The sequence below is a fragment of the Planctellipticum variicoloris genome (assembly GCF_030622045.1).
Lineage (GTDB): Bacteria > Planctomycetota > Planctomycetia > Planctomycetales > Planctomycetaceae > Planctellipticum > Planctellipticum variicoloris.
The window spans coordinates 5719683-5736677 of record NZ_CP130886.1; the positions used below are offsets into that span (position 1 = coordinate 5719683).

15 protein-coding genes are annotated in these 16995 nt (G+C 63.2%); 8 read left to right on the forward strand and 7 right to left on the reverse strand.

All coding sequences use genetic code 11. The features are described 5' to 3' along the window. Nucleotides 1–190 precede the first annotated feature (190 nt). From SH412_RS22290 to SH412_RS22300, 3 genes are all read left to right on the forward strand, one after another. Nucleotides 191–1363, forward strand: a complete 1173-nt coding sequence (locus tag SH412_RS22290) for a citrate/2-methylcitrate synthase (protein ID WP_336520233.1) — start codon at nucleotides 191–193, stop codon at nucleotides 1361–1363. A gap of 183 nt (nucleotides 1364–1546) precedes the next feature. After that, nucleotides 1547–2950: a threonine synthase gene (gene thrC / locus SH412_RS22295; RefSeq protein ID WP_336520234.1), complete on the forward strand. Its 1404-nt coding sequence runs from the start codon at nucleotides 1547–1549 to the stop codon at nucleotides 2948–2950. A gap of 361 nt (nucleotides 2951–3311) precedes the next feature. Beyond that, complete coding sequence (locus SH412_RS22300) at nucleotides 3312–3920, forward strand: BMC domain-containing protein (RefSeq protein WP_336520235.1); 609 nt, start codon at nucleotides 3312–3314, stop codon at nucleotides 3918–3920. A gap of 289 nt (nucleotides 3921–4209) precedes the next feature. On the opposite strand, the gene SH412_RS22305 is transcribed toward SH412_RS22300, so the two are convergent. Further along, nucleotides 4210–5046, reverse strand: a complete 837-nt coding sequence (locus SH412_RS22305; RefSeq protein WP_336520236.1) for an alpha/beta hydrolase family protein — start codon at nucleotides 5044–5046, stop codon at nucleotides 4210–4212. Between the two features lie 130 nt (nucleotides 5047–5176). Here SH412_RS22305 and SH412_RS22310 point away from each other — a divergent pair, with 130 nt between their 5' ends. Then, on the forward strand, nucleotides 5177–5917 hold the full coding sequence (locus tag SH412_RS22310) for a carboxylesterase family protein (protein ID WP_336520237.1): 741 nt from the start codon (nucleotides 5177–5179) through the stop codon (nucleotides 5915–5917). Nucleotides 5918–6102: 185 nt separating this feature from the next. Here SH412_RS22310 and SH412_RS22315 read toward each other — a convergent pair whose 3' ends face one another. Further along, nucleotides 6103–7251, reverse strand: a complete 1149-nt coding sequence (locus SH412_RS22315) for a HEAT repeat domain-containing protein (RefSeq protein WP_336520238.1) — start codon at nucleotides 7249–7251, stop codon at nucleotides 6103–6105. 726 nt (nucleotides 7252–7977) lie between these two features. Between SH412_RS22315 and SH412_RS22320 the strand changes: the two genes are divergently transcribed. Beyond that, nucleotides 7978–8871 (forward strand): sugar phosphate isomerase/epimerase family protein, encoded by an 894-nt coding sequence (locus tag SH412_RS22320; protein ID WP_336520239.1) that lies wholly within the window; start codon nucleotides 7978–7980, stop codon nucleotides 8869–8871. A gap of 51 nt (nucleotides 8872–8922) precedes the next feature. Here SH412_RS22320 and SH412_RS22325 read toward each other — a convergent pair whose 3' ends face one another. Continuing rightward, nucleotides 8923–9852 carry a nucleotidyl transferase AbiEii/AbiGii toxin family protein gene (locus SH412_RS22325; protein ID WP_336520240.1) on the reverse strand — a complete coding sequence of 310 codons (930 nt, stop codon included), beginning with the start codon at nucleotides 9850–9852 and terminating at the stop codon, nucleotides 8923–8925. Continuing rightward, nucleotides 9849–10451: a type IV toxin-antitoxin system AbiEi family antitoxin domain-containing protein gene (locus SH412_RS22330; protein WP_336520241.1), complete on the reverse strand. Its 603-nt coding sequence runs from the start codon at nucleotides 10449–10451 to the stop codon at nucleotides 9849–9851. The genes SH412_RS22325 and SH412_RS22330 overlap by 4 nt, the downstream gene beginning before the upstream one ends. Before the next feature lie 393 nt (nucleotides 10452–10844). On the opposite strand from SH412_RS22330, the gene SH412_RS22335 reads away from it, so the two are divergent. Both SH412_RS22335 and SH412_RS22340 read left to right on the forward strand, forming a co-directional pair. Then, complete coding sequence (locus tag SH412_RS22335) at nucleotides 10845–11921, forward strand: Gfo/Idh/MocA family protein (RefSeq protein WP_336520242.1); 1077 nt, start codon at nucleotides 10845–10847, stop codon at nucleotides 11919–11921. 55 nt (nucleotides 11922–11976) lie between these two features. After that, the gene (locus SH412_RS22340; protein WP_336520243.1) at nucleotides 11977–12750 is read left to right on the forward strand and encodes an HpcH/HpaI aldolase family protein; all 774 of its coding nucleotides are present in this window, start codon (nucleotides 11977–11979) and stop codon (nucleotides 12748–12750) included. Here the strand turns inward: SH412_RS22340 and SH412_RS22345 are convergent. The 3 genes from SH412_RS22345 to SH412_RS22355 form a co-directional block, all read right to left on the reverse strand. Continuing rightward, the gene (locus SH412_RS22345) at nucleotides 12743–13018 is read right to left on the reverse strand and encodes a hypothetical protein (RefSeq protein WP_336520244.1); all 276 of its coding nucleotides are present in this window, start codon (nucleotides 13016–13018) and stop codon (nucleotides 12743–12745) included. The two genes, SH412_RS22340 and SH412_RS22345, sit on opposite strands and share 8 nt — an antisense overlap. A 45-nt stretch (nucleotides 13019–13063) precedes the next feature. Further along, nucleotides 13064–13492 (reverse strand): carboxypeptidase-like regulatory domain-containing protein, encoded by a 429-nt coding sequence (locus SH412_RS22350; protein ID WP_336520245.1) that lies wholly within the window; start codon nucleotides 13490–13492, stop codon nucleotides 13064–13066. A 168-nt stretch (nucleotides 13493–13660) separates the two neighbouring features. Further along, on the reverse strand, nucleotides 13661–14722 hold the full coding sequence (locus SH412_RS22355) for a DUF1559 domain-containing protein (RefSeq protein WP_336520246.1): 1062 nt from the start codon (nucleotides 14720–14722) through the stop codon (nucleotides 13661–13663). Nucleotides 14723–15126: 404 nt separating this feature from the next. On the opposite strand from SH412_RS22355, the gene SH412_RS22360 reads away from it, so the two are divergent. Further along, nucleotides 15127–16965 carry a hypothetical protein gene (locus SH412_RS22360; RefSeq protein ID WP_336520247.1) on the forward strand — a complete coding sequence of 613 codons (1839 nt, stop codon included), beginning with the start codon at nucleotides 15127–15129 and terminating at the stop codon, nucleotides 16963–16965. The last annotated feature ends 30 nt before the right edge of the window (nucleotides 16966–16995 follow it).

A 16995-nucleotide genomic window follows, 5' to 3' on the forward strand; every position in this document is an offset into this window, starting at 1 on the left:
CGGGATGTTTCACGCACGGCTCGATCGGCTCCAAATCACGTCGCGCCTCGGCACATGTTCGCCTGGCCACACTGGCGGTCGTGGTTCGGACGGAAGCGCCGGAGGCGGTGAATTTCTCAGTCCCCGCTCGGGGATTGCCCCGTTTCGCGCTGAACTGACGCCGGCCAGCGATACAATGGCCCGATCAATCGTGTCTCGCGGCGCCCGGTTCATGGTCGGCCCGCAGGTGGGAGACTTCATGTCTGAACTGACGCCCCGACTCACCGCTTCGGATCGCCCGCCCGTCGGTGAAACGGCGATTTCGTCGCTCGACGCCGGGCTGCATTACTGCGGCTATCCGCTCGAAGATCTCGTCGCAGACGCATCGTTTCTAGAAATTGCGCATCTGCTGGTGCACGGAGATCTCCCCAATCGGGAGCAGCTCGCCGACACGCAGGCGAGCTGGCTGGAGCACCCCGAACTTGAGGGGGAAGTCGCCGGGTGGCTGGAAAACGTCCCAATCCACGTTCCGCTGGCCGACGTTCTGCGGACGGGCCTGAGTCTCCTGACGCAGGACGACCCGCGACGCGGAGAAGCGACCCCGATCGCCATCTGGCAGACGCTGCTCCGGCTCCAGGCGCAGTTGCCATTGCTGATCGCCGGCCGACTCCGGATTTTGCAGGGACGCACGCTGCTGCCGCTGCGCGACGACCTGACCTACGCCGGCAACCTGTATTGGCTGCTCAAGGAACGCGAGCCAACGGTCGCCGCCGAGCAGGCGCTCGACGCCCTGCTGATCTGCTGTGCCGAGCACGAATTCAGTCCGGCGACGTACGCCGTTCGACTGGCGGCGTCGGTCCGTTCGGATTTTTCGGCGTCGATTCCGGCCGGCCTGGCGGTCATTCGCGGGGCGTTGCACGGGGGCCTGTCACAACAGGTCGCCGGCGTGTACGAACTGCTGCAGTCGCCGGCGGCGGCCGAGATGTGGGCGCAGGCCACGCTGGAGAAGCAGGCTCGTCTCCCGGGTTTCTGGCACCGCGTGTACCGCACCACGGACCCGCGCTCGGAAATCCTGGCGCCGCTGTGTCACGAGCTGGCCGAGGAGACCGGCCAGTCGGGGGTGGAAGAAGTCGCGGCCGCGATCGAGCACGTCGTGTGGGACGAGCAGCAGATGCATCCTGCGGTGATCTGGCCGGCGATGCGGATTCTGAAACATCTGGAATTCGACGCCGAACTCGCCGTGCCGCTGTTCTGTCTCTCCCGGATGACTGGCTGGGCGGGGCATTACCTGGAGCAGACCCGGAATACCCGCCCGGTCCGTCCCCGAGCCCGGTACATCGGCCCTCCGCCGAGACGCTACCTCTCTCCCGAGGAGAGAGGGTAATCTGGGAGAACTTCCCAACAACAAACTCCAAACACCAAGTTCCAATGAGGTTGGTGAGAGCGGGGTCTGGGTGAATTAGTCCTTTCAGACTCGCGATTCCGGACTTGTTTGAGATTTGGCGTTTGTGAATTGGAACTTTCCAACCACGGTTTTGCCTTCGATTTTCCGACTTGAGACCCGTTGATGCTTTCGACTTCCGCCGATCTTGCCTGCCAGCGCTGTATCAACCCCGTCTGTGGATCCACGTTTGCTGTCGATCAGACGCTGACCGCGTGCCCCGACTGCGGCTCGCTGCTCGATATCGCCTACGAATGGGACCGGCTGCCCGTTCCGGACTCGTTGAGCTTCTTCGAGAGCCGCTGGAGCAATCGTCGAAATCCGCTCGACTACAGCGGCGTGTGGCGTTTCCGCGACCTGCTGCCCTTCGCTCCGGAATCGCAGATCGTCACGATCGGCGAAGGCCAGACGATTCTGCAGCCATCGACGACCGTTGGAAACTATGTCGGACTCAATGCCGGCAGCCTGTTTCTGCAATATGAGGGGCTGAATCCCTCCGGCAGCTTCAAAGACAACGGGATGACCGCCGCCAGCACGCACGCCCGGATGGTCGGCGCCAAGATTGCCGCGTGCGCCTCGACGGGGAATACCAGCGCTTCGCTGGCGATCTATGCCAGCACCACGGGGCTGTTCCGCGTCGTGGTGTTTGTCGGCAGCGGGAAGATTGCTTACGGAAAGCTGTCGCAGGCCCTGGATTACAACGCGCTGACGCTGCAGGTGCTCGGGGATTTCGACGACGCCCTGGCCCGGGTTCAGGAAGTGGCCGGCGACCGGGGAATCTACCTCTGCAACAGCGTGAACCCTTTCCGGCTGGAAGGGCAGAAGTCGATCATGTTCCGCGTGCTGGAATCCTTGAACTGGGAAGTCCCCGACTGGATCGTCGTCCCGGGCGGCAACCTCGGCAACAGCAGCGCGTTCGGCAAAGCCTTCACTGAACTGCGCGATCTGGGGCTGATCGACCGGATTCCCCGACTGGCGGTGATCAACGCCGAGGGGGCGAACACGCTGTACCAGCTCTACGAGGAGCGCGGCGTCCGCTGGAATGGCGGCAGTCCCGACGACGCCATCATCGACCAGTTTTTCGCGGACATGGACGCGGAGCAGCGCCGCGCGAATACGCTGGCGAGCGCGATCGAGATCAACCGTCCGGTCAATTTGAAGAAGTGTCTGCGGGCGCTGGAGGCATGCGACGGCATCGTGCGCCAGGTCTCCGACCAGGAAATTCTCGACGCCAAGGCCCAGGTCGGTGCGGGAGGCTTCGGCTGCGAGCCGGCCAGCGCCGCCAGCGTGGCCGGCGCCCGGCTGCTGCGGCGCGAAGGGGTGATCGCCCCCAGCGACCGCGTCGTCTGCATCCTGACGGGCCACCAACTCAAGGATCCTGATGCAACCGTCGCCTACCATTCGGGCGACAAAGCCCTCTTCGACAAGAAACTGGCTGCCAATGGCGTGAAAAACGCACCGTTCGGCAATCAGCCGGTGGTGGTCGAGAACGATCTGCAGAAGATCATCGAGGCCCTTGAGGCGAATTGAGCGGGAATTGTCAGTTGCCCGTTGTCAGAAGTCAGTTGCGGTAAGTTGTTAATCATTGCATTGGCGGGCGGGTGTCTGGTGTCGGAGTCTTCGACGACCCAGTCTGCACAATCGCTGAACGGCCAGGCGAACCGGCCGGTTCGGTTTTCTGGCCGGCTGCAGATTTCGGATTTTCCATACCGGGCACTTGCCGATAATCAGCGTGTCGAAGTCCTCGCGACTCGCCTGAATTCCGCGAACTTTGCGGAACCGGCAAAGTTGCGTTGTTTTCGCCAAACCGCCACACTGGCGTACGTGGGCCGGCTTTGTTGTGCCGGAAAGAGTCCATTTTCTGAATCCGGATCGCCGCAGAGGCTGCTGCATGACTTCTCGACTGAGCCTGGCCCTGCTGGAAATCAACAATCTGGCTCCGTCCTTCATGGTCGCCGACCAGTGTTCCAAGACCGCCGACGTGCGGATTCTGGGCATTGAAAGCGCCGACGGACAGGGGCAGTGCATCAAGCTGGTCGGCAACGTGGCTGCGGTAACCGCGGCCGCGGAACGGGGCGTGGAACTGGCACGCCGGATGGGTTCGTTCGGACTTTATTCGATCATGGCGGCGCCGCTGGAAGTGACCCTGCAGCTCGCCGATCCCAAGCCGGTCATCAGTCCGCTGCTGGGGTCATCCGATAATCGCAAACCGCGAGAGAACGCTATGGCAATGACGAACGCTCTGGGGCTGCTGGAAACGCAGGGACTGGTCGCGGCGCTGCACGCCACCGACGACATGCTGAAGGCGTCGAACGTGACGCTCGCCGGCAAGGAAAAGATCGGCGCCGCCTACGTGACGATCATGATTCGCGGCGACGTTGCCGCGGTGCAGACGGCGATCGAAGTCGGCAAGCAGACGGTCGAGCGCCTCGGCGGCAAGCTGATTCTCGCCGACGTGATCGCCCGCCCGCATGCCGACCTGGCCTCGCTCCTGCCGTAACTGCAGGAGAAGGTTGATCAAAATCACGACGGAGCGCGGATGGGAGTTCGCGCTCCGTTTGTTGCTGCGCGTGGGAAAATCACTGGTTCCCGGGCTCCTGCCTGGGAACCGGCTCTTCGCGAGGCTTCGCCTCGCTCCTGATCCGGCAGGAACCGAAGCGGGATGCGGAATCCGGGGACGAGAACAGGCGGGTCGCCGAGGCTGGACCGAAGGGAAGCCCCGGTTTTTGCGCCTCTTGCATAAGGCCGGGGCTTCGCAGAGTCGCTCCTGCCCCGGCCATTTGAATGGCTCATGCGCGCCCGGACAAGGCGCTCAACCATTCCATCGCCCGCCGAAACGGCTCTTCCGGCGACGGCCGATAGGCCATATCGCCGCCGGGCACCACGTGCAGTCCGCTGCCGTCAGGCATCCGTGACAGTTCTCGTTCGATCGCTTCCGGAAGACCGGCGAACGGCGGTGACGTGGCGACGGTCTGCTCGCCGACGACAAACAGCGTCGGCTTCGAGAGCCGTTCGAGCCACGGCACGAAGTCGTAACGGTCCTCCGGACCGTACTTCTCAACGAAGCCGGCGGCGGTGATCACCAGCGGCAAAGGCTGGGTGACGCTCAGCCACTCGTCACCGCGGCCTGCGGCCACCAGTTCGACGGACCGTCGCCAGGCCTCGCGAAAACTGGTGTAGCGCGGGTCGGCCATCAGCATCGTGTGGCAGAATCGCGGCGGCGACAACGCGATGCAGGCTACGACGCTGTCATGCGGCCGATGGGCCTCGGTAAACAGCGTTTTGACCGCCCCCATACTGTGCCCGACGATGGCGATGCGGCGGAGGCCGCGGTCCGCGAGCCAGTCCAGCCATGCGGTGAGATCCTGCGCGCAGTCCGCGACACATTCGCGGCCCGCCAAGCCGTCATGGCCCCGTGTGTTGATCCGCAGCATCGGGATTCCCGCCGCGAGACTCAGTCGCGCCCAGGTCTCGAAGACTCCGCCCGCATAAAAATTGCCGCCGGTCCCGTGGACCAGCAGAAATGCTTCAACGGGCGTAGAACTCTTCTCGGCGGCAGACGGATGGAATGCCCCGTCGAGCTGCAGGCCGTCGCTGGTCGTCACGCGGCAGAGTTCTACGTTCATGGCTGTTTCCTGGGGGCCGGAAGTCCCGGAATGTTGGCGGCGGGGCGGGCCGGTGGCGAGCCGGAGCCGGATTTCGCATCATCTCAGGATCGAATTCCGCTCCGCGACACTCCTGCAAAGGTTCACGTCCATGTTACGCATCGTTCTGCTGGCACTGATAACTGCCGGTGCGGCCTGGTCGCAAGCGCAGGCCGATGATCCTGCCCCGGGCAAACAGGTCGCTCGAAGTTTTGTCCTTGGAAAACGCGAGGACTCTCCGCAACTGGGTTACTGGCTGTATCTGCCGAAGGACTACCAGGCCGGAGGGGAGAAAGAATTTCCGCTCGTGCTGTTCCTGCACGGCAGCGGCGAACGGGGCAGCGACCTGGACAAGGTCCTGATTCACGGCCCTCCCAAACTGATCGCCGGGGGCAAGGAGTTTCCGTTCATCGTGGTCTCGCCTCAGTGCCCGGAAAACCAGTTCTGGAACATCGACATCCTGAGCCGTCTGCTGGACGACCTGGAGAAGGACCATGCCGTCGACCGGCAACGGATCTACGTCACGGGTCTGAGCATGGGAGGCTTTGCGACCTGGTCGCTCGCCGCCAGCACGCCGTTCCGCTTTGCGGCCGTGGCTCCGATCTGCGGCGGCGGTCGGCCGGAGTGGTCGTATCAGCTCAAGAACCTGCCGATTTCGGTCTACCATGGCGAGAAAGACGAGGGGGTCAAAGTTGAGCGGTCGCAGGAGATGGTGGACGCCATCAAGGCCGCCGGCGGGGACGTCCGGCTCACCGTCTATCCCGGCGTCGGTCACGACAGTTGGACGCAGACGTATGAGGATCCGAAGTTTTATGAATGGCTGCTTTCAAAGGAGTTGTCGGCAAAACGGTAGTCGGTTTTTTGTCAGTTGTCAGTGGCCAGTTGTCAGTTGTCAGTTGGAATCTGGCGTTTGGCGTTTCGTTCTTTGCCACTGACAACGGACAACTGACACCCAATGAATGCAGCGACGGCCCCCGGAAATCCGGAGGCCGTCGCATTTTCAATCAGTCAGCCTGCTGGCCGTCTGTCGGTCTGCGATTAACGCATTCCGAGCAGCGTGGACAGCGAACGGCCCTTGAACAAGCCGGTGGCCGGAGGAACCGGAGCCGGAGCCCCTTCCGTCGCCGGCATCGGAGCCGGAGCGGCGGGAGCGGACGACGGACCGCAGTTCGAAGCGGCCGGGGCACAACCCGAGTTGCAGCCGGTGTTGCAAGCGGTCTTGCAGCAGTCACCGTCGACGACGTCGTAGCCGCAGAGCTTGAGAGCCTGCTGAGCTTCACGACGGACGCCGCGGTGGCAGTCGGCCAGGGCACAGGTCAGAGCGGCAACCACGTCCGGGCAGCAGCAACCATGCTTGCGGATCTGATCGCCGATTTCGTCAGCAGCCTTCGTCCGAACGCTTTCGTCAGCATCGTTCAGAGCATAGATGAAGGCGGCCATGATTTCGGGATTGCAGACGCAGTCATACTTGTCGCCCAGCTTGTGGATCGCAGCACGACGCTGACGAGCGTAGCAAGCGGTCTGGCTTTCGTAGATCAGCGCGGCGACCTTGCAGGGGTCGGCACAGCAGGTCTTCGCCGGTTCGCAGGCCGTTGCAGCCGGAGCACACGGAGCGGCACAGGTGGCCGCAGCGGGAGCCGGAGCACAGGCCGACGGGGCCGGAGCCGGAGCACAACAGGCCGGAGCAGCCGGAGCCGGGGCCGGAGCACAACAAGCAGGCTTCGGAGCCGGTGCACAGCAGGCCGGAGCCGCTGCCATCGGAGCCGGAGCACAGCAAGCTGGAGCAGCGGCGGCCGGGGCCGGAGCACAGCAGGCGGGCTTCGGAGCCGGAGCACAGCAGGCCGGAGCCGCTGCAGCCGGAGCCGGAGCACAGCAGGCGGGCTTCGGAGCCGGTGCACAGCAGGCCGGAGCCGGTGCACAGGCGGCCGGAGCGGGAGCACAGCAGCTGGACGGCGCACAATTGTCGCTGCACAGCGGCTTAACACCAACACACTGACGCTGATAGTTATGGACCGTGCGATGGCACGGCTTGACGATCACCGGCTTGCAACAAACCGGCTGATGAGTCGGGGCACAACCACAGCTCTTCGCCGCGCCGCAGCCACCCAGGTTGAACAGGCCGGCATTCGCCAGCGTCGTCATACTCAGCGTGGTGAGCACAGCTCCACAGAACTTGATCCAACGCATAGATCAACGTCTCCTTCCCTAGGGAATCACGAAACAGGGTCGTCCCAACCCGCGAAAGCAGTGAACGGCCAGCCGGGAGAATTCGGGCGGCACATTTCCGTCGGCGTCGGAAAGGGCAACCGCCCGCGACGCGCGTCGACTTCTAGAGTCTGAATCCGTTCACAACGTTCCGGTTCCCACGACCGACAAGAGGCACGTCCGTACGGACATTGACTTCGTCCGGCAACGCACTCAGGCGCTGCAGCCCCCCACTTGGTTCTCTTCCCGTCGACACTCGACCGCGAGGTCACTGAGTTCGGCGGGACTAGCCTCAATGATCGGTCGGGGCGAGAGAACGCCTTGAATGTCTCAAAGTGTTATTTCCCAAGGTTCTTACGTCGATTCCTGGCGCGGTTGTACCACGCATGACGGTCAGTCAAACTGCATGCGACTTTGCCATCCCGAACTCCAGGTAGAGACTCAAGCGAGTGTGAAACTGCGCAATTTACACGCGATTCCGTAAACCGTCTGTGGCATTCCCGGATGCACCAGTCGCCCGTCTGGTAACGACAATCCGCGTCGCAGGCCCCCCGCCTTGATCGTGGCGAGGCTCCGGAGCCAGAGCGTCCCCCGCCCCTCCATCCGGCACAGGCCGCACAGTCTCACAATCCACCTTGCGACCGACTCCCCAGCGACGGAAGATGACGAACTCTCAACGCCCCTTTCGCCCTATTTCCGGAGTCCGAAATGGTCCACTTCCACCGACGCGACTTCCTCGGCGCCCTCGCTCTCGCGGGAACGACCGCCTTGCTTCCCGTGGGCCAGGTTGCCGCGGCCCAGGAGAAGAAGGGAGCCGGAATCGCCTTCGGTCTCGTTACCTATCAGTGGGGCAAGGACTGGGACCTGCCCACCCTGATCGCCAACTGCGACAAAGCCGGCGTTCTGGGCGTCGAATTGCGGACTACCCACAAGCACGCCGTCGAGCCCGCGCTCTCGGCGGCAGACCGAACCGCCGTCCGCCGGAGATTTGAGGCCGGTCGCGTGCAATGCGTGGGGATCGGCAGCAACGAGCGCTTCGACAGCCCCGATCAGGCAGTCCTCAAGCAGGCGATCGAAGCCACGAAGCAGTTTGTCTCGTTGAGCCACGATATCGGGGCGTCGGGCGTGAAGGTGAAGCCCGACTCCTTTCATAAGGACGTTCCCCGCGAGCAGACGATCGCCCAGATCGGCCGCGCCTTGAACGAAGTCGCCGAGTACGCCGAAGGCTTCGGCCAGCAGATCCGCCTCGAAGTCCACGGCCAGTGCGCCGAACTGCCGACCATCAAAGCCATTCTCGACGTCGCGACGCACCCGGGGGTCGCCGTCTGCTGGAACTCCAACCCGCAGGATCTGCAAGGGTCGGGACTCGAACAGAACTTCAAGCTGGTCTGCGATCGCTTCGGCTCGACAGCCCATATTCACCTGCTGGATTCGAAGACGTATCCGCACCAGCAGCTTCTCGACCTCTTCGTCGGCACCGACTACACCGGCTGGCTGATGCTCGAAGAAGGCCAGGTCCCCGCCGACCCCGCGGCGGAACTTGTCCGCCAGCGCGAGCTGTTCGACACAATGCTGGCCGACTCCCGCCGGCGCGTGGGCTGAAGAGGCGTTGAGGGTTGAGCGTCGATCGTAGAGAAGAGTTCGGAACTACTCTCACTCGCAGCGAGTTTCCCACGGTCCTCCTGGCGTCCAGGTTGCAAAGTACTTTTCTCCTGTCGCTGCCGCTCGCGAAAGGGGCATGAGAAAGCTGTTGAGAGAGGCGATCACCGCATCCAACTTCGTCGAGTCGGTGGAGAGCTTTCCTTTGCGGACAAAGGCTTCCCACTGCGTGATTTTCGTGGGATCAGCGCCAAATTCAGCGGTGAGTGCCAGCGGCGTTGAAGTCGACGGAATCGATCCCCTGCGGCGGAAAGTGGCGGTGATTGCTCGAACCAGCGTTTCGCCATCGAACGCGAAGTCCCGAGAGAGAATCCACAGGTCGAAAAAGTCCTTCATCCGGCTGTTCTGCATCCCAAGGACTGTCATCGCCTGGAATTTCTCGGCGATAACCGTTTCCCTGGGGTACGCTTGGAGGACTGGCGCAGGAAAGTCGAGGATCGTCGGAAAGTTCACGCGAATAGGAGAAGGCGTGATGGCGTCGCCAAACCCCACATCAATCTGAAGCCGGAGCCGGGCATTCCCGAGACGAACCGGGCAGGTCACTCGCACCCCTTCGTATTCCTGGTCTTCCTTGATCCGGCTGGCCGACACGGCGGACGGATCGAACGTGAGGCCGTCGTCCGGGACGTCCATCGCACAGACGGCGCTCATCACCTCGGCGAGCCGCTCGAGCGAGCTTTCCCCGGTTCCCAGCAGATCCACGTCTTTCGTGGCCCGGTGCGGTTCGGTCGTCCAGAGTTGAAAGAGCATCGCACCCTTCAGGACGAAGCTTTCCGCGTGAGTGGAAACGCTCAACCGGTAGAGGAACCGTTCGATCGCGTACCGGGTCAGAATGGCCTGGAGTTCCTCCGCGTGTTTCCGTGCGAACTCGGTCAGCCGCGCCCGAACCGACGCCGCGATGTCTTTGGGATTCCCTTTGTTCACGCGAACATCGCCTCCAGATAGGGCCGCATGACGTTCGCCATCCGACGGGCCCTGGCGGCGCGATACAGGTCGTCGGCGGACGCTTTTTTCTTCCGCAGGCAATCGCGAAGCGCTTCCAGCGCCACGTCGATTCCGATCTTCTTGCGATAGACAAAGCAGTCCACGACCGTCCGCGCCGGATCGGTCACCTTCACCGTGACCCCTTCGACGTTGTGAGCGGCGACGCCGTTCGTCAGATCGGAACCGGAGAAGCGGACGATGCGCAGGGGCGGAGACTCGACCTTCGGCCGTCGCGCCTTCCGGTCGATGGCTAGCCAGACTTCAAACGGGAATTGGGTGGTGAGGCCGTGAAACTGGAGCGCGGAGAGGAGGCAGACGACGCCGTGCGGAACCCTGCGGCCGGCTTCGGCCAGACTGCGGTTCTCTGTCACGCCGTCCCCCGCAAGGACATACAGGCCTCGGGACGGCCGCTCCAGCACGCCGTCGGCGACGAGGCGGGTGAGGTAGACGCGAGGAATGGAACACTCTGCCAGGTCGGCGGCGCGGAGGACTCCCCGCCGCCGAGCCAGCTCGATGAGCCGGTTTGCATAGCTGCCCACCGAGTTTCGTATCGTCGGCTTTTGCGTCATATGCCGACATTATGAAACTCCCTCGCCCTTCAATCAAGCGGAAACGATCCGGGCGCGGCAACAATCCATTCAAAGCGAGAAGCAGCATCGGAACATTAATTCACAACAAGAAGTTAGGAGGCCTCAGGATGCCTCGTCATCTCTCGTCACACAGCAAACCACAGCCCACATAAAATCACTGTTCGGCAGGATGCTGGTTCGCTGGACTGAGACGAATCAAATAGCCGCCCGCGGTTGCCGTCGAATTCCCGTTTCTCTCACTCGGCGCTGGGCACTCAGCACTTGGCGCTTTCGCCTCGCTCGTTCCCCCGCTAATCTGCTCCCAACAGTCCCTCCGCTCCCCCTGCCAGGAAAGTCCCCGCAATGGCTCAGACGGGTTTCGCCATCATCGGCTGCGGCATGATCGCCAACTTCCATGCCGAGGCCGTCAAGCACATCCGCGGCACGAAAATCGTCGCCTGCTTCGACAACCGCCCCGAATCCGCCGACCGCTTCGCCGCCGCCAACCCGGGCGTGAAGGCCTACTACGACCTCGACGCGATGCTCGCCGACCCCAACGTGCAGATCGTCACCATCTGCACCCCCAGCGGTTCCCACATGGAGCCCGCCGTCAAAGCGGCGAAGGCCGGCAAGCACGTCGTCGTCGAAAAGCCGATGGAGATCACTCTCAAGCGGTGCGACGCCATCCTCGACGCCTGTGCAAAAAACGGCGTCCTGCTCTGCCCGATCTTCCCCTCCCGCTTCAGCCCTGCCAACATCGCCCTTAAAGACGCCATCGACGACGGCCGCTTCGGCCGGCTCACGCTGGGCGACACCTACGTCAAGTGGTGGCGGACTCAGGAGTATTACGATCAGGGGGGCTGGCGCGGCACCTGGGCTCTCGACGGCGGCGGCGCCTACATGAACCAGGCGATCCACAACGTCGACCTGCTCTACTGGTTCATGGGGGACGTCGCCGAGGTCTCCGCCCAGACCGCCACCCTCGCCCACGAACGGATCGAAGTCGAAGACGTCGGCGTCGCCTGCCTCAAGTTCAAGAACGGCGCCCTTGGCGTCATGGAAGCCACCACCAGCGCCTGGCCCGGACACCTCAAGAAGACCGAGATCCACGGCACCGCCGGCTCGGTCATCGTCGAACAGGACGACATCCTGTCGTGGCAGTTCGAAAAACCCCGGGCCAAAGACGCGGTGATCCTGGAGAAGTTTGCCAAGAAGGTCGGCGGCACCGGCGGCGCCAGCGACCCCAAGGCCATCTCCTACGTCGGCCACATGGAGCAACTCAAGGACTTCGTCAAAGCCATTCAGACCGGCAAGTCGCCCCGCGTCACCGGCGCCGAAGGCCGGAAATCGGTCGAAATCATTCTCGCCATCTATCAGGCCGCCTGGACCGGCAAAACGGTCAAGCTGCCGCTGGCGAAGGATCCGAAGCGCCCGGCGTAGGGTCCGTGTCTTCTCACTCGCCACGGACCACTCCCCCCCCTTCCGAGCCCACTCCATGCCCACCCTCAAGCAACGTCTTGCCGCCGGTGAAAGCGTCGTCGTCTGCGCCGTCGGTCGCGTCCTCCAGCACAATTTCATCCAGCTCATCGGCGTCGCCGGCGGCTTCGACGGGCTCTGGATCGACATGGAGCACGTGGGCATCACGAACGAGCAGCTCGAAATCACCACGCTCGCCGCCCGCGCGCACGGTCTCGACACCTTCTGCCGCATCCCCCCCACCGACTACGCAACCGTCACCCGCTGCTACGAAGCCGGGGCGGGCGGCGTGATGGCCGCCCAGATCTTCACCGCCGCCCAGGCGGAGGAATTCGTCCGCTGGGCCAAGTTCGCCCCCCGCGGCAACCGCGGCCTCAATACCGGGGGCTGGGACGCCCGCTTCACGACTATTCCCGCCGCCGAGTTCTGTCGCAAAGCGAACGACGAGCACATGGTGGCGATTCAGATCGAAACGCTGCAGTCTCTGGAAGAAGTCGACGCCATCGCCGCCATCGACGGCGTCGATCTGCTCTTCGTCGGTCCCGCAGATCTCAGCCAGGCGCTGGGCGTCACCGGCGAATTCTTCCACGAGAAATGTCTGGCCGCCATCGACCGCGTCGCCGCCGCCTGCGCGAAGCACAACAAACCCTGGGGAGCCGTCTCCTTCTCGCCTCAGCACGCCGAAATGCTCGTCAGCAAAGGCTGCCGACTCCTCTCTCCCACCAACGACACCCGCCTCGTCCTCGCAGGCATCAACGCGGTCAAACAGGACTTCGCCAGGTTCTTCAAGTAGGGCCGGGCGCGCCCGGCCGTCTTTCACTCGGCACTTCGCCCTCCGCCACCCGCTCCACATCCTCCGCCGTCACGGTAATCGTCCGGCAGAACCCGGTCGGGGTCCGGTCGTAAGCCACCTGCGCCGCCTGGTCCGCATGCGCGTGGAGCCACCGTGCGATCTCTCGGCGTCGATCGGCGGACAGATCCGGCACCTCGGGACTCCACTCGGTCCGCAGTTCAGCAACGATGGAGTCGACGCGACGATCGAACCTCGTGTAATCGGGCATTCGGACCTCATTACGACTTCTCGAGCGACTGGCAAACCGCGATCCCTAGTCTTTCAACTCGAACTTGATGTCGGAAATCCCCCCCTCGGGGATCGTGAGCGTCAGGCCGGACGTCTCGATCTGCCCGTACTTGGCGGGAATCAGCGATTTTGGCTTTGGGGGCGGCGGAGCATCGTGGGCATCAGGACCCGTCGGAGCCGCCGGCGCTTCCTCGGACTTCTGAATCGTTACCTGATAATTTCCAGGCACCGCCCCTTTGTCGGGCGGGTAAGCCTGCAGGCTGAAGCTTCCATCCGCACCGCTGTAGGCGGACGCAGCCACTGCCTTGTCACCCGTTGCGGTTGGAAAGCAGACTATAATGGCATCGGCGAGGGGCTGGTTGCGGTAGATCACGGTGCCGCTGGCGGCAACCGTCTTTGGACGAGATCGTTTGAATTTGTCAAAGCTGCCGCCGCAACCTGTGAACGAAAGCATCGTCAGCCCGAGAACTGGTATGATCGCGAAACGAAACACAGAACCAACCTTTCCAAACAGGTCAATCACGGGAAGGAAACTGCGCGAGCCCGACCACATTACGACGGGTCAGGCTCGCGCTCATCGCGGCGCTGAAAATCTCTGAGGTATGCGCCCCTCGTCTGCCGGTTAGAAGTCCGACACCGTCTCGCCACCTGCACGAGTTCCCAAGGCTCCCCACACGCCGTATGGACTGACGCCTCCACCGTTCGCGGCAGGCAGGGCGGACGCCTGATTGCCGGTGTTGATGTTCTCGCTGACGAACTTGACGGCGCCGTCGGTCATGAGGCAATGAACGCCGCCGGTATGCCGGCTCGTCGCCGAATGGATCAGCGTTCCCCAGTGATTGACGGTCGCCGTCGCAAAGCACGACGCCGAGTTGGGCGGAATATTGGTCGAAAACGCGTAGAAATACGCCGCCCCGTCGCCCCAGCGAAAACCAGGCGACGTATCGGACGTGTAACCGCCGCCAGGATAGGTCAGCGTCGCTTTGTTGAAGAGCGCGGCACAGGCGATCGGCGTCGCTACGCCTGATGCCGAGGAAACAATTCCGAACGAATTGCCGCCAATCGGCCGGACTCGCTCCGACATCGCGACGGTATTGCTCGTGCCGTCCGTGCAATCGCGGATTCCATAGCACAGTCCCATTCCGAACAGCCCGCGGGACGGTACGGTAACTGGCGTCGATGAATTTCCCGGATCGCCCCCGCTGACGCCCGAGTCACCTCCGCAGAAGACGTAATTATTGAGTCCTCGCCGCGTCCCGGCCGGAGGAGCTCCGACGGAATCCGTCGGACAGTTGAGCCCCGGGACGACTGTGTTCCACTGGGAAATGTCGCTCCAAGGGGACTGATTGGGGATCAGGCCCATGATGGAATTGTACAGCGGCGCCTGATCGTAGTACGGCAGCAAGCTGACCGCGGCGCTCATCCGCTGACGGTGCCACCCGGTCGAACTGTTCGGAGCGCCGCTTCCCCCCTGCCGGGGCGGGAACACCAGAAATGTATCGTGGTAGTTGTGCAGCGCCAGTCCGAGTTGCTTCAGGTTGTTTCGGCACTGGGTCCGTCGGGCGGCTTCTCGCGCCTGCTGGACGGCCGGCAGCAGCAGCGCAATCAGGATGGCAATGATGGCAATGACCACCAACAGTTCGATGAGGGTGAACCCGCGTCGGATTCGTGAATTCGCTGACATGAGGCAATCTCCCAGAGGATTGGACAAGAACGTCCCCGAAGAACTCTCTTCCGAGACAGGAAAACATGACGAGGGGAAATGGTCGAAGAACGAGCGAAATTCAATCTTGCTTCCACACACACTATCAAATGGGATCGCCAAGTCCAACCGAAATTCCTCTGCACATCTCCGCAGTGACTGCACGTGCTTTGAGGGCCTTTAAAATCGAGACGCAAGTCCGCTCCAAAATTTCCGACTGGAGGCATGTGAAGTAGTTACTATTGCCGGTTCCAGTTTCGGAATGCTCGAACCGCCTGCTTTCCCGCTGAGCACTCTTGGCAATCCGCCCGAATTCGCCGTACCATCAATGGCAGTCGTGAGATGCGCTCTCCCGACACCCAGATTTCCGCTCAGGCGATGGAACCATGTCCAGCCTTCAGATCCCCTGCCCCCAGTGCGGCAGCGAACTCAAGCTCCGCGACCGCAGCCTCCTCGGCCGCAAGGGGAAATGCCCCAAGTGCGGACACGCCTTCGTTCTCGAAGAACCCGAAGAAGTGGAACTGGAGCTCGCTCCCGTCGAATCCGCGCCTGCCGTCGGAACCGCGGCACAATGGGTCCCCGATCAGCCGACGGCCTCGATTTCATCGCCGGCCCCCGCATTTCCGACCCTCGATCAGCCGCCGCTGATACCGGCCCTCGCAATCCCCGCCTCGGCGGCCGGCAGCAGCCTGGTCCGTAAGAAGAAGCACGGCAGCCCGGCCGGATGGATTTTGACCGCCGTCGTCCTCCTCGCGGCGGGTGGCGCGGGGGCGTACGTCTATTTGAATCCGAAGGCCGCGGTCACGAATGCCCCGGCCCCCCCGCCCGCGGAACCGGCGGCTCTTCCGGCAGCCCCCGCTGCGCCCGCGGCTGTCGCCGTTACGGCGAGCCCCACCCAGGGGGAACCGATCGATCTCAAGCTGATTCCCTTCGGAGCCCGGGTCGTCATTCACCTGCGACCGGCCGAGCTGTGGGTGGACAAAGGATGGCAGCAGGAATTTCGCCTCTCCCTCGGCCCGCTCGCCGACTATCTCCAGCAGCAACTGAAGGCGCTGACGGGCCGGGATCCGGAACTGATTGAAGAGGTTCTGTTCTGCCTCATTCCCAACGAGCGGGAAACCCCTCCCGATTTCTGCATGGTGGTCCACCTGAAGGAACCGGCCAGACGCAGCGATCTGATCGAGCAGTTCGGCGGCGAGCGGGTTGAGGACTTCGGCCCGCCGGTTTATGTGACGGGCGACCGCGCCTGGTTCATCCAGGATGAGAAGACGTTTGCGATGTGCCCGGCGAAAGTCGCCGGCGAAATGGTCGACGCGGCGGGACGCATGCATCCCGCCGCCGCGGGCATCGACGAACTGCTGCCGATGACCGACCACACCCGGCTGATCACGGTGGTCGGCGACGTCATGCAGGCCCGGCTCGACTCCCGGTTTCTGGCCCCGGGCAACCTGAATCCGCTGTTTGAGCGCGTCCTCGACTGGTTCGGGGACGACGTCGAAACGGTCGCGTGGAGCGTCCACCAGGCGGAAAACGTCTTTTACAGTCAGTTGCTCGCACGCAATCGCACCGTCATCCAGCCCCGCAAGCTGGAAACGATTCTCAAAGGTCGGCTCGACGAGTTGCCGCACGAACTTGTCACGCTGATCCGCTACATGCAGCCGCGCGAGGCCGGCCCGCGGACGGTCATCGGTCGCGTCCCGGCCATGACCAAGGTCGTGGCGCTGGCGACCCAGACGGACATCGGACCGCGACACGTTGAGCTGATTACATCGCTGCCCGCCAAGGCGGGTCCTAACCTCGCGCTGGGGACGCTGCTGGCCTGGGACGAATCGACCCGCACCGACTTCAGCCGGACGATGTCGGCTCCCCCGGCGTTTGTCGAAAAGAAGCTCCCCGACAAAGTCGCCGACCGGCTGAAGCTCAAAATGGACTTCGACTACCGCCGGTCGCCGCTGCAGGATGCGATCGCCTTCATCGCCGACGAGATCAAGGTGGAGTTCCGCATCGACGGCGACGCGTTGAAGGCTGCCGGGTATACGCAGAACATGCCTGCCACGTTCAAAATGGATCAGGCGACCCCGATGGCCGCGATTCTGGAGATTGCAAAGCAGAACGACGCGCCGCTGATCTGCATTGTCGTCGATGAAGAACAGAAGCAGGTGACTCTGACGACACGGACGTTCGCCGCCGACAAGGGACTCAAGGAATTCCCGCTGGAACCGTAACTCCCGCGGCATCACGCCAGGCTCGCTCGC

What these genes read in the sequence shown, in the direction of transcription:
- SH412_RS22345 (WP_336520244.1), bottom strand. Translation starts at nt 13,018, where the DNA reads ATGCCCGATTACACGAGGTTCGATCGTCGCGTCGACTCCATCGTTGCT.
- SH412_RS22355 (WP_336520246.1), bottom strand. Translation starts at nt 14,722, where the DNA reads ATGTCAGCGAATTCACGAATCCGACGCGGGTTCACCCTCATCGAACTG.
- SH412_RS22300 (WP_336520235.1), top strand. Translation starts at nt 3,312, where the DNA reads ATGACTTCTCGACTGAGCCTGGCCCTGCTGGAAATCAACAATCTGGCT.
- SH412_RS22310 (WP_336520237.1), top strand. Translation starts at nt 5,177, where the DNA reads ATGTTACGCATCGTTCTGCTGGCACTGATAACTGCCGGTGCGGCCTGG.
- SH412_RS22340 (WP_336520243.1), top strand. Translation starts at nt 11,977, where the DNA reads ATGCCCACCCTCAAGCAACGTCTTGCCGCCGGTGAAAGCGTCGTCGTC.
- SH412_RS22320 (WP_336520239.1), top strand. Translation starts at nt 7,978, where the DNA reads ATGGTCCACTTCCACCGACGCGACTTCCTCGGCGCCCTCGCTCTCGCG.
- SH412_RS22350 (WP_336520245.1), bottom strand. Translation starts at nt 13,492, where the DNA reads ATGCTTTCGTTCACAGGTTGCGGCGGCAGCTTTGACAAATTCAAACGA.
- SH412_RS22315 (WP_336520238.1), bottom strand. Translation starts at nt 7,251, where the DNA reads ATGCGTTGGATCAAGTTCTGTGGAGCTGTGCTCACCACGCTGAGTATG.
- SH412_RS22360 (WP_336520247.1), top strand. Translation starts at nt 15,127, where the DNA reads ATGTCCAGCCTTCAGATCCCCTGCCCCCAGTGCGGCAGCGAACTCAAG.
- thrC (WP_336520234.1), top strand. Translation starts at nt 1,547, where the DNA reads ATGCTTTCGACTTCCGCCGATCTTGCCTGCCAGCGCTGTATCAACCCC.
- SH412_RS22335 (WP_336520242.1), top strand. Translation starts at nt 10,845, where the DNA reads ATGGCTCAGACGGGTTTCGCCATCATCGGCTGCGGCATGATCGCCAAC.
- SH412_RS22305 (WP_336520236.1), bottom strand. Translation starts at nt 5,046, where the DNA reads ATGAACGTAGAACTCTGCCGCGTGACGACCAGCGACGGCCTGCAGCTC.